Origin of the sequence: Empedobacter tilapiae, from assembly GCF_004785645.1 — a bacterium.
In the GTDB taxonomy this organism is placed as follows: Bacteria; Bacteroidota; Bacteroidia; order Flavobacteriales; family Weeksellaceae; genus Empedobacter; species Empedobacter tilapiae.
This window is the reverse complement of record NZ_SRPE01000007.1, coordinates 173,024-192,183: the sequence shown is the minus strand read 5'-3', so window position 1 is coordinate 192,183 and position 19,160 is coordinate 173,024. Positions and strand designations below refer to the sequence as shown.

22 protein-coding genes are annotated in these 19,160 nt (G+C 30.0%); 11 read left to right on the top strand and 11 right to left on the bottom strand.

The annotated features are described in order from the left end of the window. Window positions 1–156 precede the first annotated feature (156 nt). From E4J94_RS11480 to E4J94_RS11460, 5 genes are all read right to left on the bottom strand, one after another. Entirely contained in the window at window positions 157–387 is a 231-nt protein-coding gene (locus E4J94_RS11480; RefSeq protein WP_135835946.1) for a MauE/DoxX family redox-associated membrane protein, read from the bottom strand. A gap of 266 nt (window positions 388–653) precedes the next feature. Next, on the bottom strand, window positions 654–1,475 hold the full coding sequence (locus tag E4J94_RS11475) for a helix-turn-helix domain-containing protein (protein ID WP_135835945.1): 822 nt from the start codon (window positions 1,473–1,475) through the stop codon (window positions 654–656). A gap of 108 nt (window positions 1,476–1,583) precedes the next feature. Further along, window positions 1,584–2,231: a DUF6266 family protein gene (locus E4J94_RS11470; RefSeq protein ID WP_135835944.1), complete on the bottom strand. Its 648-nt coding sequence runs from the start codon at window positions 2,229–2,231 to the stop codon at window positions 1,584–1,586. A 1,904-nt stretch (window positions 2,232–4,135) separates the two neighbouring features. Then, window positions 4,136–4,408 carry a helix-turn-helix domain-containing protein gene (locus tag E4J94_RS11465; RefSeq protein ID WP_135835943.1) on the bottom strand — a complete coding sequence of 91 codons (273 nt, stop codon included), beginning with the start codon at window positions 4,406–4,408 and terminating at the stop codon, window positions 4,136–4,138. Between the two features lie 17 nt (window positions 4,409–4,425). After that, a complete protein-coding gene (locus tag E4J94_RS11460) occupies window positions 4,426–4,620 on the bottom strand; it encodes a hypothetical protein (protein ID WP_135835942.1) in 195 nt (64 codons plus the stop codon). Window positions 4,621–4,879: 259 nt separating this feature from the next. On the opposite strand from E4J94_RS11460, the gene E4J94_RS11455 reads away from it, so the two are divergent. The 4 genes from E4J94_RS11455 (at window position 4,880) to E4J94_RS11440 (ending at window position 6,506) form a co-directional block, all read left to right on the top strand. Then, window positions 4,880–5,284 (top strand): DUF5675 family protein, encoded by a 405-nt coding sequence (locus E4J94_RS11455; protein ID WP_135835941.1) that lies wholly within the window; start codon window positions 4,880–4,882, stop codon window positions 5,282–5,284. A 20-nt stretch (window positions 5,285–5,304) separates the two neighbouring features. After that, window positions 5,305–5,529 (top strand): hypothetical protein, encoded by a 225-nt coding sequence (locus tag E4J94_RS11450; protein ID WP_246034311.1) that lies wholly within the window; start codon window positions 5,305–5,307, stop codon window positions 5,527–5,529. A gap of 355 nt (window positions 5,530–5,884) precedes the next feature. After that, window positions 5,885–6,229, top strand: coding sequence for an arsenate reductase (glutaredoxin) (gene arsC / locus E4J94_RS11445; RefSeq protein ID WP_135835939.1), 345 nt, complete (start codon window positions 5,885–5,887; stop codon window positions 6,227–6,229). Window positions 6,230–6,278: 49 nt separating this feature from the next. Continuing rightward, window positions 6,279–6,506: a hypothetical protein gene (locus E4J94_RS11440; RefSeq protein ID WP_135835938.1), complete on the top strand. Its 228-nt coding sequence runs from the start codon at window positions 6,279–6,281 to the stop codon at window positions 6,504–6,506. A gap of 48 nt (window positions 6,507–6,554) precedes the next feature. Here E4J94_RS11440 and E4J94_RS11435 read toward each other — a convergent pair whose 3' ends face one another. From E4J94_RS11435 to E4J94_RS11410, 6 genes are all read right to left on the bottom strand, one after another. Next, window positions 6,555–7,634: a peptidylprolyl isomerase gene (locus E4J94_RS11435; protein WP_135835937.1), complete on the bottom strand. Its 1,080-nt coding sequence runs from the start codon at window positions 7,632–7,634 to the stop codon at window positions 6,555–6,557. Between the two features lie 21 nt (window positions 7,635–7,655). Then, a complete protein-coding gene (locus E4J94_RS11430; protein WP_135835936.1) occupies window positions 7,656–8,183 on the bottom strand; it encodes an FKBP-type peptidyl-prolyl cis-trans isomerase in 528 nt (175 codons plus the stop codon). After that, window positions 8,183–9,208, bottom strand: a complete 1,026-nt coding sequence (locus E4J94_RS11425; RefSeq protein ID WP_135835935.1) for a DHH family phosphoesterase — start codon at window positions 9,206–9,208, stop codon at window positions 8,183–8,185. The genes E4J94_RS11430 and E4J94_RS11425 overlap by 1 nt, the downstream gene beginning before the upstream one ends. 91 nt (window positions 9,209–9,299) lie before the next feature. Beyond that, window positions 9,300–10,553 (bottom strand): erythromycin esterase family protein, encoded by a 1,254-nt coding sequence (locus tag E4J94_RS11420; protein WP_135835934.1) that lies wholly within the window; start codon window positions 10,551–10,553, stop codon window positions 9,300–9,302. A 69-nt stretch (window positions 10,554–10,622) separates the two neighbouring features. Then, window positions 10,623–11,453 (bottom strand): ABC transporter permease, encoded by an 831-nt coding sequence (locus E4J94_RS11415; protein ID WP_135835933.1) that lies wholly within the window; start codon window positions 11,451–11,453, stop codon window positions 10,623–10,625. 1 nt (window position 11,454) lies between these two features. Then, window positions 11,455–12,351: an ABC transporter ATP-binding protein gene (locus tag E4J94_RS11410; RefSeq protein WP_135835932.1), complete on the bottom strand. Its 897-nt coding sequence runs from the start codon at window positions 12,349–12,351 to the stop codon at window positions 11,455–11,457. Between the two features lie 74 nt (window positions 12,352–12,425). On the opposite strand from E4J94_RS11410, the gene E4J94_RS11405 reads away from it, so the two are divergent. The 7 genes from E4J94_RS11405 (at window position 12,426) to E4J94_RS11375 (ending at window position 19,055) form a co-directional block, all read left to right on the top strand. Next, complete coding sequence (locus E4J94_RS11405; RefSeq protein ID WP_135835931.1) at window positions 12,426–13,310, top strand: ChaN family lipoprotein; 885 nt, start codon at window positions 12,426–12,428, stop codon at window positions 13,308–13,310. Window positions 13,311–13,397: 87 nt separating this feature from the next. Continuing rightward, window positions 13,398–14,765 (top strand): Gfo/Idh/MocA family protein, encoded by a 1,368-nt coding sequence (locus tag E4J94_RS11400; RefSeq protein ID WP_135835930.1) that lies wholly within the window; start codon window positions 13,398–13,400, stop codon window positions 14,763–14,765. Further along, the gene (locus E4J94_RS11395; RefSeq protein WP_168801862.1) at window positions 14,758–15,672 is read left to right on the top strand and encodes a nucleotidyltransferase family protein; all 915 of its coding nucleotides are present in this window, start codon (window positions 14,758–14,760) and stop codon (window positions 15,670–15,672) included. Before E4J94_RS11400 ends, E4J94_RS11395 begins: the two co-directional genes overlap by 8 nt. Before the next feature lie 6 nt (window positions 15,673–15,678). Beyond that, window positions 15,679–16,710 carry a phosphotransferase enzyme family protein gene (locus E4J94_RS11390; protein ID WP_135835929.1) on the top strand — a complete coding sequence of 344 codons (1,032 nt, stop codon included), beginning with the start codon at window positions 15,679–15,681 and terminating at the stop codon, window positions 16,708–16,710. After that, on the top strand, window positions 16,682–17,170 hold the full coding sequence (locus tag E4J94_RS11385; protein ID WP_135835928.1) for a GNAT family N-acetyltransferase: 489 nt from the start codon (window positions 16,682–16,684) through the stop codon (window positions 17,168–17,170). Before E4J94_RS11390 ends, E4J94_RS11385 begins: the two co-directional genes overlap by 29 nt. Then, window positions 17,170–18,267 carry a Nif3-like dinuclear metal center hexameric protein gene (locus tag E4J94_RS11380; RefSeq protein ID WP_135835927.1) on the top strand — a complete coding sequence of 366 codons (1,098 nt, stop codon included), beginning with the start codon at window positions 17,170–17,172 and terminating at the stop codon, window positions 18,265–18,267. The genes E4J94_RS11385 and E4J94_RS11380 overlap by 1 nt, the downstream gene beginning before the upstream one ends. 2 nt (window positions 18,268–18,269) lie before the next feature. Further along, window positions 18,270–19,055, top strand: a complete 786-nt coding sequence (locus tag E4J94_RS11375; RefSeq protein WP_135835926.1) for a zinc ribbon domain-containing protein — start codon at window positions 18,270–18,272, stop codon at window positions 19,053–19,055. Window positions 19,056–19,160: the final 105 nt, after the last annotated feature.

Below are 19,160 nucleotides of genomic sequence, written 5' to 3'. Positions count from 1 at the left end.
TTTTAAGTTTTTTTATATTTTTTATAAAAAACACACTTTTTTGAACGTCATTTTTATAAATTCGACCTTTTGACTTATTATTTTTAGGGTTTATTTTCTTTAAAAAAGAAGAATTTTTCCTTCAAGTTTGATAAAAGGACTCAAACTGTCATCTCGTTATTGTTGTAAGGCTTGTTTGCTGGCTTGAAGCAATAGTGCAATAACAATTCCTATACTAATTATTATAGTATAAACTATAAATTCTGCATATACACTTAGTAATGGTGATTGTGCCAATTGAATTTGAAAATTCTCAAAATCTATTAGTTTACTCACAGCTGCATAAATAAACAATATGATAAATAGGTAGCAGACGAGTGTTTGTATAAGCGGTGTTAATTTTCTCATGTTTTTGTATTTTATGGTTAATGCTAAAATGTTAACGGTTAGTGTTATACAAAGTTCAGAGAAGTTATTGAGCAAGTCAATACCTATTTTTAGAAAAAACAGACCAATTTTTGTTAATTCAACTCATTTTTTTTAAATAGAACTCATTTTTGAGGAGTTTTAGAATTGTTCTATATAAGGTAATCTTATTTTAACCAGATTATTTGAAAACCTTTTTCTCAATACAAAACTTTTTCAGAATTTCACTCGAAATGACGGTTTTTTTGTTAAATAATTAATCGAGGAATTTCTTTTAAAGGAATTTGATGTTTAGCAAATACACGGTTTAAGGTATTGTAATTGGAAAAGCCACTTTGAATGGCAATGTCTTTGAATGGAGCATTGGTAAACATGATTAGTTCCAAGGCTTTCAACATTTTTAATTTTTGTTCGTATTGCGAAAAGGAGCAGTTGAAATAGTAGTTGAATCCTTTTTGAATTTCATAGTAAGTAAATTCCGTATCTTCTGCAAAAGTATATAGTGTTTGATTTTTTTGAAGGCATTCTTTGTAAATTAATTTGAGTTTGTGAATGGGAATATGATAAAATTTTTTCCAGTTTCCCTTTAATTCTTGACTTTTGACTTGTATCGAAACACAGTAATAAGTAAATTCATTTTGTTTGTGTCGGAGGATAAAACCTGCAAGATGATGGTAACCGTCTGATAAACCTGAAATATCAATAAGAAAAGGAAAGTATTGGTTTTGATTATAGTTGATTTGTCTGTTGTTTTTTAATAGTTTACAAATAGCTTCTAAGTCAACATCAAAATCTATGAATAGAGTTGGAGGACGAGGACATTCGCAGAGATCATTGAAGTAAAAGATTAATTGCGGAATAAACAAAAGTTGTGATTTATAATCTTGTATCGAAAACAAATTGATTTTTTGAATAAAGCCAAATGCATATTCTATCATTTGCATATACTGTTTGTTTAGGATATCTTGTTTTGCCTCGACTTGTGGTTCAATTTTCTTGATTACATCCCCATATCGATGAATAAAAAAGTTTAGGTACTTGATATATTCTTCATATACTTCAATTTTCATACGCTTAAAAATTAAAATTGAAAATGGTTGTAGTAAAGATGTATTTGTCTAATATACAATAAATTATAATAAAACAAAAATCCCCTCCAAAAAGCAGAGGGGAAGTAGTTAAAGTACAGTGACTTGACCTAAATAAACAGAAGGTGAAGCTTCTTGTTTTATGACGGATAAAAAACTCATCCATACATGTACATCTGTTCCTTGATATTTGGGCAGAAATTGTAGTACATAAGATTCTTCAGAGCGTTTTACCGTTGTTTGTACAACTGTTGATTGTGTTTTTGTATTACCATCTTCTGCATACAATATAACTAAGGTGTCATTTTGATCTACAACTTCTATTGCATTATTAGTCCATGTAATCGTTGCCGATAGTGGATCGTCTGCTGTAACATTTACAGGTTGAGGTTCGAGTAAATTACCTTTTGTGAATTGAATGTTGTTGTAATGAATTGAAAAAGTTAACGTGTCCATATCACATGAAATGGCTTGTAATAAATTTGCCATTGCTTGGTTGTAAGGTGATTTTAGTCCAGACCTTTTTCCGTAATAGGTTTTAGCCAATGTTTTGTACCCTTGTATAAATTGTACAGCAAAATTGAACCTGTCTTTTATAACTTGTTGTTTTGGCGTTGGTATTCGGTTTGATTTTCGAGGACGCATACGAGAGATTTCATGCCCTTCGATATTCGAAACAACAATTCGTCCAGTACGACCTCGCGTACCAGACAATAGAGAATCTGTAATTTTTCCCATTTTAATACATTTTAAATTAAACTTTTCTTATGGTTCAGCAACAGTTCGAAATTATAATCAATGATTTGAAGATGTTGATTTATGGTTATCAATGAACGAAATTGGTTGATGATGAAGGGGATTGGTGAGGGTTGAATGTATTAGTATTGAGAGAGGAGGTGAAATGTACAGATTAGATGTTAGATTTGAGAGAATTGTAAAATGTATTATGTATTTGAATATTGAAAAAGGATCATAAAAATGTCATATGATTTGGAGGTGAGTGTCAAAAAGTTGAGGGGCATGATTAAAATTATTCATTTTTTTTCTTGATAAAAAAAACGAATCAAAAAAAATCAAGTCCGTGCTTAGAAGTCGGTCAATAATGGCTATTCGCTAAATGCTTTAAATCATTCACATAAAAATGTGAACAGTAAATCATTTTTAACGCTCTTTACGCCGAATTGACGCTCGACTTTTCAGCAATGACGGTTTTGGAATTCGTTGTTAAAAATGAATTTGAATATTGAAAAAGGATGAATAAACCGGCATTAAAACTCTCTCGTTAAGAAAATGTTTGAGTGTAGCGTTAAAAAGGTTTTAGCCCGTAGGGTTTGTAAAATGTTTAGTGAAATGAAAACATTTTTAGTAGAGAGGTTTACGGCCTTGACTTTTTGGTTACTTTTTAGTCAAGTAAAAAGTGACATTAAATAAAAGTATTACCTAAGCTCCACTGGAGCTTCTCCTTTTAATTTCAAATTCTTAATCTCAAATGTTGTTAAAAAAGGATTTGAGTATAGAATAAGGATGTAGAAACCGGCATTAAAACTCTCACGTTAAGAAAATGTTTGAGTGCAGCGTTAAAAAGGTTTTAGCCCGTAGGGTTTTTTAAATCTTTAGTGGAGTGAAGACATTTTAGTAGAGAGGTTTACAGCCAAGTCTTTTTTCGTTAGTTTTTTTGACTGTTCCCCGTAGGGCATATGAATACCGATAATTAAAATATATAAGCTATGAATAAAAAAGTGATAGAAAGATTTTGCACTTCGAGCACCTCAGTGCCCGTGTTTAGAATGACAGAAAGATGAGGTTCTGAACATAATTTATGATAACAAGAAGATAATTAGTAGTCCATTATTTTATTACATTCATTTTTTTTCTTGATAAAAAAAACGAATCAAAAAAAATCAAGTCTGTGCTTACAAGTCGGTCAATAACGGCTACTCGCTAAATGCTTTAGAACATTCGCATATGAAATGCGAACATAAATCATTTTTAACGCTCTTTACGCCGAATTGACACTCGACTTTTCAGCAATGACGATTTATAAATTCATTGTTAAAAAAGGATTTGAATATTGAAAAAAGAATTAAAAATCCGACGATTTAGAATCGAAATGACATATTGAATGCGATTCTGAGACAAGCCCAGAATGACAAAATACATAAAACATTAAGCGTAGAACGCAAAACATAATAAAACCTATGTTTCTATTGTGGTTAGAGAAATTAAGTGTTAAAAAGTGTTAAATTCCTGTATCGATGTATATCGAAAATGATACTTTTCTATATCGGTTGTATATCCACGCTGTATGCATTGTATATCCATTGTATATCCGTTCTATATGGTTTGTTCGGTGTTCGTGTATCGATATGTAGATGTTATGTATGTAGATGTTAGATATGAGAATTTAGATTTTAGAGTTGTACCATGTATGATGTAAAATGTGAAATGTATAAAGTAGTAATTAGATGTTAGAGATGAGATATTAGTATTGAGAGAGGAGGTGAAATGCGAACATATATCATTTTTAACGCTTTTATGTCGAATTGACGCTCGACTTTCCAGCAATGATGGTTTTGGAATTTTTTGTTAAAAGAGAATTTGAATTAAAAAAGAGAAATAAACCATTTATTTCTCTTTTTTTGTTATTTGACTAAATGTGTAAGAACACCTCTAATAATATCGTGTTGCAAATAATGATTACGTTTCCCTATTTTGTAAACTTTAAAATATTTTTTGTTGCAATAACGTCTTAAAGTTGTAGATGAAATTTGTAATAATTGGAGAACTTCTTGTTCATTCATTAGGATAGATTGATTAAATACCACAATGTTATTCATCCAGTTTTCTTCTAATAGATTGATTTTCTGAATAACGGAATTGAACCATTGAACAGAAAATATTGCTTTTTCACTCATAATTTATTTTTTTTACTTCATATAGATTCTTCAAAATCGAGGGGATTAATGTTGTATACCTCGCAAAATTCTCTTAGACTTAGCATATCTTCTTTTGATTTTCCAAGTTTATTTTTGGCTTTTTGTAATAAACGAAGACTTTGTCTATAACTTCTTCCAGTCGCATTTTGTACATCTTTTGCATAGATGATAATTCGTTTTCTTCTTTTCATATTTTCTTTTTTTAAGTTGTGTTATGAAATTAGGTAGAAGTGAATGGCTTTGATTTACTTTCTGTTTTATTCGTATTGTTTTTTTAAAAAAAGTGTATTTTTTTTAGAAAAGATAGTTTGATCAGATTATTGGGTATAAAAATGTATTTAATTGATTAAAAATGACATATGAACTATTGTTGTTTGTTTTATTAGAAAATAGGTTAGAGTTTTACATGACATTAGAAGCTATATGATTAACAAAAAAATAAAATGTAAAATGGAATTAATTTTAAAAAGAATGTATTTACCTGAAGGAACCAACGGAAAAATTTGGTTACAGCAACAACTGATTTGTATGACTATTGAATTACCATGGAATGATAATATGATACGCAAATCTTGTATTCCTGAAGGTAGGTATTCACTAAAACGACGGTTTAGTGAACGTTTTGGATGGCATATCTTGATTGATTTGGTACCGAATCGGTCGCTGATTTTGTTTCATCCAGCAAATTATGCGCAAAAGGAGCTAAATGGATGTATAGCTCCTGTTAGTTCTCTAAGCGGAGAAGGAAAAGGAATAGACTCTCGTAAAGCATTTGAACGATTGAAAAGTATTGTTTATGACTATTTACAGAGAGGTGAAGAGGTTTTTTTACACATTCAAAAACAAACGCTATGAATATAATTGAACGTTTGCAATTGCCAACCCCCAAGTTATTTCAACATATCCGAACAATAGGTTTAGTCGCTGCTAGTATAGGTGGTGTATTGATTGCCGCTCCTGTTGTACTACCAACATTATTGGTACAGTTGGGAGGATATTTAGTTGTTACGGGTGGTGTTTTAACGGCTGTAAGTCAATTAACTGTTGATGATGATGCTGTTGATGAATCCGATACCACCACCAGATCACACAAAATATAGTGTGATTTGTGGTACAATGTGCGGTATGTATGCAAGTATACAATGGCAAGATATTTTCTCAACAGTTCTACTTTCACTTGTAGGAGTTTTGAGTAGTTTTTGTCTCTCGTTGTTGTTACAAAAATTTAAAAATGAAGATTTATTTTAATCCTTAAAGGCTACCCGATTTTTGGGTAGTTTTTTGTTATATAAATCTGTATAAGTTTCTTATTATTTTAAAGAAAAATTATTTCTACTTAGAGCTGATTCTTGAAAGAGTGATTACGGTGTATAATTAAATAATAAAGAAAAATGTTGTTAATAGGATTAATTTTTTCATCATTTTAATTTGATTAAATTTACTAAAAATAAAGATATGTATACAATTTTGCATAATTCTCGCTGCGGGAAAAGTAGAGAAGCTATTAAGGTTTTAGAAGAATCGGGAAAAGATTTTGAAGTAAGAGAATATTTGAAAGAGCCTTTGTCTAAAGTAGAATTGAAAGAAATTTTGGCAAAGCTAAATTTGAAACCGATGGATATTGTAAGGATAAATGAAGAGGAATGGAAAACTAATTTTAAAGGGAAAGAGATGTCAGATGAAGAGGTTTTGAATGCTTTGGTTGATTTTCCGAAATTGATTCAACGACCTATTGTAACAGATGAAAAAAATGGAGTAGTGGGACGTCCAAAAGAAATAGTAGAAGATTTTATAAAGTAAAGTTTGGTTTGATAATTGTTTATTATTCTAAAATTGAAACATCTAAACTATGAAAATTATAGAAGCATTAACAAAAAGTCAAAAAGAAAAAGGAACTAAAATAGGATTGTTAACGACAGCAGCTACTACAGGTGTGACTGTTGCTAAATTTTTTGGTAAACGATCTATTTATGGAATAATTGGAGGAATTGCTGTAACCTTAGCAGCTGATTATATTCGAAAAAAATATGAAAAGAAAGTAGAAGCAGAAAATGAAGAAGCTACTTTGGAACAATAAAAAAATCCGCTCATTTTGAGCGGATTTTTTTATTGTATATATAAGTTTTTATTTATCTAAAACTTCCATATCAAAGTATAGAGTTGCATTTGGTGGAATAACACCTCCAGCTCCTCTTGTACCATATCCTAATTCTGAAGGAATGATTAAAAATACTTTTGTACCTCTGTTGAACATTGTTAAAGCTTCCATCCAACCTTGAATTAATCCTGTTACACCAACAGTTGCGTCTAATGGTTGATTACGGTCGAAAGATGAATCTAATTTTTCACCATCATTTAAACGTAAAGTGTAATGAACTTGGATTGGGTCTCCTTGTACTGGTTTTGCTCCATTTCCTTCTTCTAAAATAACATATTTTAATCCAGAAGGAGTAGACTGAGCTTTTGCTTCTAATTCTTTTTGGCGAGCAATTTCAGCATCTTTTTCTGCTTTTGCTTTTGCTTCTGCTTCTGCTTGTTTTTTTGCGTGGTTCGCTTTTGCAGCTTCAAAAGCTTCAGCTCCGTTATATTTCGTATATTTATCCCCTTTGCGAGCGATTTCTACTTTCTCAATAACAACTGGTACAACTGGTTTGTCGCTTGGTGTTTTCTCTACATTTGCAATAGAATCAACCACTTCCAATCCTTCTACTACTTGTCCAAAAATAGTATGTTTACCGTCTAACCATGGTGTAGGAACCTCTGTAATGAAAAATTGAGAACCATTAGTTGCAGGCCCTGAATTTGCCATAGATAAAACTCCTTTTTTGTCGTGTTTTAGAGCTGGATCAAATTCGTCTTCGAAATCATAACCAGGACCACCTGTACCTCTTCCGTCTGGATCTCCTCCTTGAATCATGAAATCCTTGATTACACGGTGAAAGATAATTCCGTCATAAAAAGGAACTCCTTTTGCTTTCGCTTTATTTTCTTTTGTACCTTCTGCTAAACCTACAAAGTTAGCAACTGTCATAGGTGCTTCTTCTTCGTATAATTTGATTGTCATTGCACCATGATTTGTTGTCATTTTTGCATACAATCCGTCTTCTAAACTTTTAAATTCTTCTTTACTCATCGACTTTGGAATTTTAACGCCACAACTAACTAAGGTAGTAATGACTGTTAAGATTAATAATATTTTTCTCATTTTATTTTACAATCTTTATAATTAGTGTTTTTGTATTTTTAAAACTTTTACATCCATAATAATCGGGGTGTCTGGTGCAATTTTTTGCGTATCTCCATAACCTCCGTAGGCTAAAAATGAAGGTAATAATAACTTCGTAGTTTCACCTTCTGGTATAAGTTGTAAACCAGCTTGTAAACCTCTTACAATATCAGCTTTTCCTAGAACTATTTTCTGAATTTTATTTTCGTTGTATGAATATAAAATATTGTTTTCGAGATCAGTTACTTGATATTCAAATTCGATATAATCTCCATTATTTGCTGTTTGAGCTGTTCGTTGACCGCTATTAGAAATCCAAAAGCCTGAATTTGTTTTGACAAATTTTAAGTCAGATGTTTTCATATAATCATCAAACCATTGTAATTCTTCTTGATGCAATAATTTTCCACGTTCTTGCGAACGTTTCATAAAATCGTCATTGGAATACGAAATAGGATATTGTATCACTTTTTGATCACAGCTTGCCAATGCAAAGATGGCAAAAGAGAATAAAATAACTTTTTTCATTAGATCACGATGTTGGCTAACTTTTCTTGATATTCTGGTAAAAGTGACTGGAAATAAGCAATTGTTTCTTCCATATTCATATCCGAACGACCTCCAGCTGCATTCATATGACCACCGCCATTAAAATGTTTTCGAGAGAATTCATTGACATCAAAATCACCTTTGGAGCGTAACGAAATTTTAATAAAATTATGATGTGTGTCTTCAATAAAAATTACAGAAAAGATAAAATTTTCTACACTCAAACCATAATTTACAAAGCCTTCTGTATCTCCTTTTTGAAAACCATTTGCTAGTAAATCTTCACGTTTTAAGAACATGAAAGCTGTGCGATGTTCTGGTAAAAAAGTTAGATTATTAAGGGTTAATGATAATAACTTTAAACGTCCTTGAGTTTGTGAATCATTAACGTATGAAGTTACTTTGTCTACTTCTACACCTTTATCAATTAACTCTGCTACAATTCTGTGCGTATCTGCCGATGTATTACGAAAACGGAATCCGCCTGTATCCGTCATTATTCCAGTATAAATACATTCAGCAATGCCTTTATCAATTTTATCTAAATCATTCATCGCTTCGATAAAATTATAAACCATTTGACAAGTCGCTGGCATTTCGATATCCGAATACATAAAATCAAATGTATCTGGTTCGCGGTGATGATCGATTAATATTTTTGGAGCTTTCGAACGTTCAACCCAGTTTCCTAAGTCGTCAATTCGTTTTACAGTATTAAAATCTAAGATAAAAATCAACTCAGCTTGATGTATAATTGCTTCGGCAACTTTTGGTCGGTAATCTGCAATTACAATATCTTTTGCTGAAGGCATCCATTTTAGGAACTTCGGAAAATCATTAGGAGATACAATATTACATGTATGTCCCAATTTGTTCAAATAATGATACATCGCCAATGTAGAACCTATCGCATCTCCATCAGGATTTTTGTGCGGTAGAATTGCAATTTTCTTTGGTGTTGATTTTAAAAGAGCTTTTAGCTCTTCGAAATTTGTCATTTGCATAGTTGCAAAGATAAACAAACAAGTGAAATAGTAGAATAGTCGAGATAAATAAAAACGTAAGAAATAGATTTTTTAGCATTACAATTGATAATTATTCGATTTCATGAAGTAAAGTTGAAATTGAACTTTGATTAATGAAAATGAGATAATCGAAATCATCTGTAATAGATGAATTGACAAATTCGTTTTTAGCTTCTACCATTCCTGTCCATCGATATGGTTTTTTATTTAAAATCCATTTAGCTAAATTATTATTTTCTTCTTTTATTTTTTTTAAGTCCAATAGAAAAATAGGAATACTAAGAGAGTTTAAGTAAGCTTCTATGGATGTGCTATTTTCTATTTGAGCTTCAACAACTTTCGTAATGGGAATCTTTTTCATAGTATTTAAAAACACACGATTCTGTCCACTGAAGAAAGTAAAACCAATAGATGTATAATTTTCTTTTAATTTCTTGTCTAAATAAAATCCACTAGCAGGCTTCTTTTGCATGATATGTTGATTATGAGCCCAAATAATAAATTTAGAGTTTGGATATTGGTTTTGAGTCCAAAAGAAATTATCTGCCATAAATAAATCTCGATTAGAGCGATACATTTTATCGAAATATTGTGTAATAATGGTTATATTATGAAGAGCCCAATCTCTATTTTTTTTAGAGTCTTTTGTGTTGCTTATTTCAAAATTTATTTGGTTGATGTATTTTTCAAATTGTGATTTTTGGTTTGTCGTATAATTGGTAATTCGTGTTTGATTCTTTTGCAATTCTACTAGTAAATTCTTGAATTGAATTAAAGTACTAGAATCGATAGAGTTATTGGCATAAAATGCTTCTAGTATAGAGATAGAAGGAATATAACTTTGCATATCAATTCCTTTTATATGTACTTTTTTATCATGATTCAAGTTATAATCATGTAAAGAGTTAATCATATTTAAGACATCATAATTTTCCCATATAGGAAAGTTTAATTGATTTAAGACATTTCTGGCATTGGTTTTATTATCAATAATAAACTCGTTTATTTGATTGGTTTCTACTGTAGGAGACTCCATTGTTACAATATCGAATTCTTTATTTTTGATCAAGTAATTAATGATACGATGTTTTAATTGAAAAATTTCTTTAGAACTATGCGTAACTTCGCCTAATGCGACAACATTTGAGTTTCCAATTAATTCATTTAAGAACAGTAAATCTTTTTCATCTTCAACCTTAGGATTAGTTGTAGAAATGGGATAAATAAACTTTTTTAGATAGTTTAGTTCTTCATTATTCAAAAATTCTGTTTGAGCGAATAATAAATTAGGAAGAAAAATAAGTAAATGTAAATACTGTTTCATATCTCTAAAATAAACAAAAAAAAGGTTTCTTAATTCCTTAAAAAACCTTTTTTTTATTTTGAATAAAATCTATAAATCTCTTTTTTTGATAATCAATAATGATAAGCCTAAAAACAGAATGATATAGAAAACATTGATTGCAAAATATTCCCATTGAATATGATCTGGAATAAATAGCTTTCCTTCTAATATTGCTTTTTGTATATCTACAGAAGGGTAATCGATTATTTTTCCATTTGAGTTTAAAGGTAAAAAGTTAGAATATATTTTAATTTCTTCTGGATCTTTTGGAGGATTTTTACCAAAACGAACTAAAAATTCGATTACTTTAAAAACAGATTCTGCAATATTTAGGACAATTAAAGACAAAATAGCAAAAGCACTTTTCTTTAATAGAAATGATAAAAACATTGCAAATACAATGTAAGCGAAGATTTCTATAAAATATCCTCCTAAGAATTCAATTCCGTTTACAAAATCAAATTTTTCGCTGAAAATAGAACCTAGTGCAAAAACTAAAACGCCAACTAAAAATGTTGAAATAAGTGTAATCACTACATTCATCAATACTTTCGAATTTAAAAATTCTGTTTTAGATAAACCGTCAATTGTATTTTGTTTGAATGTTCCGAAAGAATATTCGTTTGTAATATTATTAATAACAATAATTGCTAAAAAGAATTTTCCAAAGCCAATTAACCATGTGATATTATGCCAAATAACAGGGAATTCTAACGCACCCAATTTGATTAAATCAACTTCAATTCCATTCATGTTTGGTTTGAAATTCGGTAACGTAATTCCCATTAATAGAATCATTACGAAATATAAAATGATAAAAATTCGCGTTCCTTTGTTGTAGAATAATTTATTCCATTCTATGCTAAATAATCTTTTCATGTTAGTTCTGTTTTTGGATTAATTGGAAAAATTGTTGCTCTAAAGATTCTTTACGTTTTACCAAATGATTTACAACAATTCCTTGTTCATAAAGCATTTTGTTGATTTCTGCAGGATCTTTTTCTTCTGATAAAACAGCAAAAAGTTTGTTATTCTCTTTGGTAACTTTCGAAACGAATGAAAACGTTTTTAGAGTATATTCCAAACTTTCCATATTTTGCGCAGCAACTTCTATACTTCCAAAACTTGAATTCATTTGATCTACAGAACCTGCATAAAGCATTTTTCCTTGATTTAAAACCACTACATGCGAACACACTTTTTCGACTTCGTCTAATAAATGACTTGCTAGAATAATTGTAGTTCCTTGTTGCGCAATTTTGATGATTAATTCACGAATCTGAATAATTCCTTGCGGATCTAAGCCATTTGTAGGTTCGTCTAAAATTAATACTTCAGGATCATTTAATAACGCAGCCGCAATAGCCAAACGTTGTTTCATCCCCAACGAATATTGTTGAAATTTATCTTTTTTACGAGAAAGTAATCCAACTAATTCAAGTTTTTCGTCAATTTTTGCATAATTAACTTCTTTAATATCAGCGACAATTTCAAGATTTTTTTCTGCTGATAAATATGGATAGAATTTTGGACTTTCGATAATGGCTCCAATTTTTTTCAACGAATCGTTATCAGGTTCTTTATCGAACCATTTCCACGAACCCGCAGTTGGATTAATTACATTAAGAATCATTCCTAAGGTTGTCGATTTCCCACTTCCGTTAGGACCAAGTAATCCATAAACGTTTCCTTTTTCTACCGAAAAACTGACGTTGTTGACCGCTGTAAAGCTGCCAAATTGTTTTGTTAGTTGATTAATTTCAAGAACTTTGTTCATAGTAGTTGAATTTGTTTTCTTTATATGTAGAGTTTTTTGTTAATTTGTTACAATTTAGAATTAATTTAAATAACATGAAAAAGATATTTTATTCCTTATTAATTGTAGCTGCAATTCAGGTAAATGCACAGAACGGAAAAGTTTATCAAATTTTTAATCAACAAGAAAAGAAAGTTGATTTTGATAAAATGATAAAAGAATTGGCAAAATATGATGTGGTTTTATTTGGGGAACATCATAATAATGCAGTTAATCATTGGTTACAGTTACAAACAACAAAGGCTTTATATGAGTTGAAAGGTGATCAATTGAAACTTGGCGCTGAAATGTTTGAACGTCATCAGCAAACGGATTTAACTAATTATCTAGAAGGAAAAATAACAGATGAAGATTTTCAAAAGAATACAAAGCTCTGGAGTAATTATAAAACAGATTATAAGCCTCTTGTTGATTTTGCAAAAGAAAAGAATTTGAATTTTATAGCGACAAATGTTACACGTAAATATGCTTCATATGTATCAAAAAATGGATTGGAAGCGCTAGATACAATTTCAAGTAATGAGAAAGAATTTGTTGCAAAACTTCCTATTACGATAGATTATAATGCACCTGGTTATCCTGAGATGATAAAAATGATGGGAGATCACGCTGGAGTGAAGGCAAAGCAGTTTGTTGCAGCGCAGGCTACAAAAGATGCAACGATGGCTGAATCTATTTTGAATAATTTTAAGAAAAATAATTTAGTTGTTCATTATAATGGTGATTATCATTCGAAAGATTATGGTGGAATTTATTGGTATTTGAAATATTTTCGACCAGATTTAAAAATAGCTGTAATAGAAATTCTAGAAACTGATGATATGAGCGAAAAATTATCTTTAATTAAGTCTAAAAACGAAAAAATAACTACTACAGAATTTATTATTGTATTTCCTAAGGATTCACCAAAAACGTATTAATTTCTTTAACTAAATCCTGATTAATATTGATTTTTTTAATATTTTGCAATCTAATACTTAGAATAAATCGAAAATTAAAAAAACACTATGGATAGAAGAAATTTTATTAAATCAACTGCAGCAGCTTCAACAGTAGCATTAGTATCACCAGATTCATTATTTGATTTTACATCAAAGATTGATAAAGTAAAAGTAGGACTAGTTGCTTGTGGAATGAGAGGGCAAGTACATTTAGACGAACTTTTGAAGAGAAATGATGTAGAGGTTGTAGCTATAGCAGAACCAGATCAACGTATGATTGATCGTTGTAATAAGATTTTTCAGAAACATAACAAGAAGCCAGTTGAGTATTTTAAAGGGTTGGATGGATATAAAAAATTATATAAAGATAAATCAATTCATGCTGTAATTATTTCGTCTCCGTGGGAGTTTCATTCTGAACATACAATTGCTGCTATGAATGCTGGAAAAATTGTAGGTTTAGAAGTTTGTGGAGCAATGAATTTACAAGAATGTTGGAACTATGTAGATACGTATGAAAAAACTAAAGTTCCTGTTTTTATGATGGAAAATGTTTGTTACCGTAGAGATATAATGGCAGTTATGAATATAGTTCGCAAAGGAATGTTTGGAACAATACTACATGGGCAAGGAGGTTACCAACATGATTTGAGAAATGTGTTATTTAATGATGGTAAACAGCCTTATGGAGGAGGAGTTGAGTTTGGTGCAAAGGGTTTTTCTGAAGCAGCTTGGCGAACAGAACATTATGTAAAACGTAATGCAGAATTGTATCCAACTCATGGTTTAGGTCCAATTGGAACAATGATGGATGTAAACAGAGGAAATAGAATTACACATTTAACTTCTATGGCTTCTAAACAAGCAGGTTTAACAGATTATATAGCAAAGAACGGAGGAAAAGATCATCCAAATACAAAAGTTAAATTTAAACAAGGAGACGTTGTACAAACTATGTTAAAATGTGAAAATGGAGAAACAATATTGTTAACTCATGACACATCTTTACAACGTCCATATAATCTTGGTTTTAGAATTCAAGCTACAAATGGTATATGGCAAGATATTGGTTCAGGAGGATTTAATCAAGGGTTTATTTATTTCGAAAATGAAATGCAACATTCCCATAAATGGGCAAATTCTGAAGATTATTTAAAAACTCATGACCATCCTATTTGGAAAAAGTATGAAACTCAAGCAGAAGGAGCTGGACATGGAGGAATGGATTTCTTTTTGATTAATGATTTTATTGAATGTATAAAAGAAAATAAAGAATTTCCTTTTGATGTTTACGATTTAGCTACTTGGTATGCAGTAACACCTTTAAGTGAAAAATCGATAGAAGGAAATGGTGCTTCTCAGGAAATGCCAGATTTTACAAGAGGAAAATATAAAATAAGAAAACCAGTTTTTGGTTTTGAAAATTATGGTTAATTTATCTTTAGTAATATTGGCAGGAGGAATGGGAAGCCGATATAATGGACAAAAACAAGTTGATCCCATTGGTCCAAGTCATGAAACTTTAATGGAGTATTCAATTTTTGATGCTTTTTCTATCGGAATTCATCATTTTGTGTTCATTATTAACCAAGAGTTTGATTTGAAAACAAAAAAATATTTTCAAAATATAATCGAACGAAATGGAGGAACGGTAGAATTTATTTTACAAACTACATACACAGCTGTTTCGAGAAGTATTTATGATACAATAGAAAATCGTAAAAAACCGTGGGGAACAGGACATGCTTTATTAATTGCAAAAAGTCATTTAAGTAATCCTTTTATTGTAATTAATGCTGATGATTTTTATGGAAGAAAGGCATTTGAAAAAGCAAAAGATTTGGTTCAACAAGAATTGATTTTACCAAATCGTTATGGAATGGTTGCTTATAAATTAAAAAATACTTTGAGCGAAAATGGATCTGTTTCTAGAGGAATTTGTACTGTTGAAAAAGAGTTGTTAAGTTATGTTGTAGAACGTACAAATATATTTGTGGATAATGAAGGTGCAATTGTTTACGAAAATGAAGGAGCAAATTACCCTTTGGATGAGGAATCTCCTGTTTCAATGAATTTTTGGGTACTTCATCCTTCAATTTTCAGAAACTTGGAAGATAAGTTTAATCAATTTCTAAAAGAAAATGCAACTCAATTAAAAGCAGAATTTTTTCTACCAAAAGTGATTAATGACATGATTAAAGAAGATCAGTTAGAAGTAATTGTAAAGAAATCTAATGAAAATTGGTTTGGGATGACTTATCCTGACGATAGAGAAGTCGTTGTTAATTCTATTCAAAATTTAATTGAAAATAATAAATATCCAAAAACACTTTGGAGTTAAAACAAAATGGATAAAGTATTAAAACACTATTTTCAAAATATTAATCAAATAGCAATTAATCCAATCAATACTGGTTGGATTAATTCTACTTATGAAATAGTTAATCAAGGGAAAAAATATATTTTACAAAAAATAAATACAAAAGTTTTTCCAAATCCAGGTATAATTTCAACTAATATACAGCTTATATCATCTCACTTAAAATCAAAAAAGTATCCAAAGCAAATCATCGAAATTATCCCAGATTTACAGGGAAATCTTTTGGCTCGTGAAAATGATGAGATATGGAGATTAACTTCTTTTATTTCAAATTCTATTTGTTTTGATAAAGTAGAATCCTCAGAACAAGCTTTTGAAGCAGCTAAAACAGTAAGTGAATTTCATTCTTATTTATTAGATTTTGACATCAATCAAATTTCTCCATCAATTGAAGGATTTTTAGATTATAAAAAACGTATAGACGATTTTAATAAAGCTTTGAGAAATGCTTCAGAAGAGCGCTTAAGTGAGACAAAAAATGAAATAAATTATATTCTAGATAACTTATCAAAGGTTAGAGAATATTTAGCGATAGATTTTCCAAAACGTGTCGTTCATGCAGATGCTAAATTGGGTAATTTTCTATTCGATAAAAAGAATTATTCGCAGGCAATTGCTTTAATTGATTGGGATACCATAATGCCAGGAAATATTTTGTGCGATTTTGGAGATATGATAAGAACTTATTCTAATTTAAAAGAAGAAGATGATCCTAATCCCGAAAAATTATTTGAACCTGATTATTATAAAGCGGTTAAAAATGGGTTTTTAGAACATTTAAAATATGATTTACGACCAATAGAGATTGAAAATATGGATTTTGTTGCGTATATTGTAATCTATATTCAAGCGGTTAGGTTTTTAAGTGATTATTTAAATAATGATATCTATTATTCAATTTCTTATCCAAAGCAAAATCTTAATCGTACGATAAACCAAATCAATTTATTAAAAGCATTAACTAAATTTCATGAAGAAACTTCGATTCGAAAAATATAAACCATCAGATTTTAATGAATTTTATAAACTTGTTCAAGATGATGATCAAATGAAATATATTTCAGGTAAAGGTCTGAACGAAGAACAAGCAAATCATAAATTCACTTCAATTTTAGAAAAAAGTTCGGTAGACGAAAATTTAGGATTTTTTAAAGTTTATGATGAAAATGATAATCTTTTAGGGGATTGTAAATTAGTCTACAATAAACATCTCGAAAATTCATTAGAAATAGGATATTTATTAAAAAAAGAATTTTGGAGAAAAGGTTTTGGTTCTACTATTTGTGAGCACTTGCTTTCAGAATCTAAAAACAAATTTCCAAACCTTGAAGTGATGGCTGTTATTGATCCTGATAATATAGCTTCACGAAAACTGTTAGAAAAATTTAATTTTGAATCTTATTGGAAGGGAATTGAAAATGATTTGCCAACAGAAAAATTAGTTTTGAAAAAAATATAATGATAAAAGTAAAAGACATCGCTTTTGCGATGGAAGAAATTGCGCCATTGACGTATGCCGAGGATTTTGATAATGTAGGATTACTAGTTGGAGATTATAATGATGAGGTTACAGGAGTTTTAGTAACACTTGATACAACACCAGAAGTTGTAGAAGAAGCTATTGAGAAAAATTGTAATTTAATTGTAAGTTTTCATCCAATAATTTTTTCTGGATTAAAGAAATTAAATGGCAAGAGTTATGTTGAAAAAGCTGTGATGACAGCTATAAAACATGGAATTAACATTTATGCAACGCATACAGCATTGGACAATTCTAAAGTTGGTGTTAATTTTAAGATTTCAGAACAATTAAAATTGATAGATACAAAAATTTTAATTCCAAAAACTCAAACCTTAAAACAATTGATTACCTATGTTCCGACTGAAAATGCAGATTCTTTAAAGAATGCTTTATATGAAGCTGGAGCAGGAAGAATAGGTAATTATGATTCGTGTGGATTTTCACAAGAAGGTAGAGGGAATTTTAGACCAATTGAAGGAGCAAAGCCTTTTATAGGAAAAATAGGCAAATTGGAAGCTGTAAATGAAACGAGAATAGAAGTTGTTATTCCTCAACATTTGGAAGATGATATAATCAAAGCTTTATTTAAGAATCATCCGTACGAAGAGGTTGCTTATTCTGTTGTTTCGTTGAATAATCAGAACAATTATGTTGGGATCGGAATGATTGGAGACTTGGAAAATGAGATGAGTGAAATTGATTTTTTCAATTATTTAAAAACTCAAATGAATACGCCATTTATTCGTCACTCGAAATTATTAAACAAAAAAATAAAGAAAGTTGCTGTACTTGGAGGATCTGGCGCATTTGGTATAAAAAATGCAATTTCGGCTGGAGCAGACATTTATATTACCGCTGATTTAAAATATCATGATTTTTTTACTGCTGAAAATAAGCTTGTTTTGGCTGATATTGGACATTTCGAGTCAGAACAATTTACAAAATACTTAATAACTTCGTATCTTAAAGAAAAATTTACTAATTTTGTGGTCTTTAATTCTGGAATTAATACCAATCCTGTTAATTATTGTTAACTATGTCTGAAACAAAAAATATCAAAGAACTAAGCGTAGAAGAAAAACTTCGCGCATTATACGACTTGCAATTAATTGATTCACGTTTAGATGAAATCAGAAACACAAGAGGTGAATTGCCTTTAGAAGTGGAAGATTTGAGCGACGATGTTGCACAATTAGAAACGAGAATCCAAAAAGTAGTTGACGAAACGAAAGGTTTGGATGAAGAAATTAAATTGAAGAAAGAGGCAATTAAAAATGCAGAAGCTTTAATTAAGAAATATACGAAGCAACAAGATAACGTACGTAACAACAGAGAGTTTGATGCTTTAGCAAAAGAAGTAGAGTACCAAGGTTTAGAAATTGAATTGTCTGAAAAACGTATTCGTGAGTTTACAATTAAAATTCAACAAAAAAATACTCAAATCGAAGATTTTAATACAAAATTAGCTTCGATGAAAGAACATTTAGAGCATAAAAAAGCTGAATTAGATACAATTGTAAAAGATACAGAGAAAGAAGAAAATACTTTAATTAAGTTATCTTCTGAGTATTCTGCTAAAATTGAACAAAGATTATTAGACGCTTACAACCGTATCAGAGGTTCTGTAAAAAATGGTTTAGCTGTAGTTCCAGTTCAACGTGGTGCTTCTGCTGGGTCTTTCTTTACAATTCCACCACAAAGACAAATGGATATTGCTCAGCGTAAGAAAATTATTGCTGATGAGCATTCAGGTCGTATTCTTGTAGATTTAGAATTAGCTTTAGAAGAACAAGAAAAAATGGAAATTGTTATCAAAGGATAAAATTTCATAAAAAATATTTTATTTAAATTCAAAGTGTTACAGTTTTTGTAACACTTTTTTTGTACTATTTATTAGTGTGTTTTTATTTTAGCATACTATTTGTAT

What these genes read in the sequence shown, in the direction of transcription:
- E4J94_RS11480 (WP_135835946.1), bottom strand. Translation starts at nt 387, where the DNA reads ATGAGAAAATTAACACCGCTTATACAAACACTCGTCTGCTACCTATTT.
- E4J94_RS11475 (WP_135835945.1), bottom strand. Translation starts at nt 1,475, where the DNA reads ATGAAAATTGAAGTATATGAAGAATATATCAAGTACCTAAACTTTTTT.
- E4J94_RS11470 (WP_135835944.1), bottom strand. Translation starts at nt 2,231, where the DNA reads ATGGGAAAAATTACAGATTCTCTATTGTCTGGTACGCGAGGTCGTACT.
- E4J94_RS11465 (WP_135835943.1), bottom strand. Translation starts at nt 4,408, where the DNA reads ATGAGTGAAAAAGCAATATTTTCTGTTCAATGGTTCAATTCCGTTATT.
- E4J94_RS11460 (WP_135835942.1), bottom strand. Translation starts at nt 4,620, where the DNA reads ATGAAAAGAAGAAAACGAATTATCATCTATGCAAAAGATGTACAAAAT.
- E4J94_RS11455 (WP_135835941.1), top strand. Translation starts at nt 4,880, where the DNA reads ATGGAATTAATTTTAAAAAGAATGTATTTACCTGAAGGAACCAACGGA.
- arsC (WP_135835939.1), top strand. Translation starts at nt 5,885, where the DNA reads ATGTATACAATTTTGCATAATTCTCGCTGCGGGAAAAGTAGAGAAGCT.
- E4J94_RS11440 (WP_135835938.1), top strand. Translation starts at nt 6,279, where the DNA reads ATGAAAATTATAGAAGCATTAACAAAAAGTCAAAAAGAAAAAGGAACT.
- E4J94_RS11435 (WP_135835937.1), bottom strand. Translation starts at nt 7,634, where the DNA reads ATGAGAAAAATATTATTAATCTTAACAGTCATTACTACCTTAGTTAGT.
- E4J94_RS11430 (WP_135835936.1), bottom strand. Translation starts at nt 8,183, where the DNA reads ATGAAAAAAGTTATTTTATTCTCTTTTGCCATCTTTGCATTGGCAAGC.
- E4J94_RS11425 (WP_135835935.1), bottom strand. Translation starts at nt 9,208, where the DNA reads ATGCAAATGACAAATTTCGAAGAGCTAAAAGCTCTTTTAAAATCAACA.
- E4J94_RS11420 (WP_135835934.1), bottom strand. Translation starts at nt 10,553, where the DNA reads ATGAAACAGTATTTACATTTACTTATTTTTCTTCCTAATTTATTATTC.
- E4J94_RS11415 (WP_135835933.1), bottom strand. Translation starts at nt 11,453, where the DNA reads ATGAAAAGATTATTTAGCATAGAATGGAATAAATTATTCTACAACAAA.
- E4J94_RS11410 (WP_135835932.1), bottom strand. Translation starts at nt 12,351, where the DNA reads ATGAACAAAGTTCTTGAAATTAATCAACTAACAAAACAATTTGGCAGC.
- E4J94_RS11405 (WP_135835931.1), top strand. Translation starts at nt 12,426, where the DNA reads ATGAAAAAGATATTTTATTCCTTATTAATTGTAGCTGCAATTCAGGTA.
- E4J94_RS11400 (WP_135835930.1), top strand. Translation starts at nt 13,398, where the DNA reads ATGGATAGAAGAAATTTTATTAAATCAACTGCAGCAGCTTCAACAGTA.
- E4J94_RS11395 (WP_168801862.1), top strand. Translation starts at nt 14,758, where the DNA reads ATGGTTAATTTATCTTTAGTAATATTGGCAGGAGGAATGGGAAGCCGA.
- E4J94_RS11390 (WP_135835929.1), top strand. Translation starts at nt 15,679, where the DNA reads ATGGATAAAGTATTAAAACACTATTTTCAAAATATTAATCAAATAGCA.
- E4J94_RS11385 (WP_135835928.1), top strand. Translation starts at nt 16,682, where the DNA reads ATGAAGAAACTTCGATTCGAAAAATATAAACCATCAGATTTTAATGAA.
- E4J94_RS11380 (WP_135835927.1), top strand. Translation starts at nt 17,170, where the DNA reads ATGATAAAAGTAAAAGACATCGCTTTTGCGATGGAAGAAATTGCGCCA.
- E4J94_RS11375 (WP_135835926.1), top strand. Translation starts at nt 18,270, where the DNA reads ATGTCTGAAACAAAAAATATCAAAGAACTAAGCGTAGAAGAAAAACTT.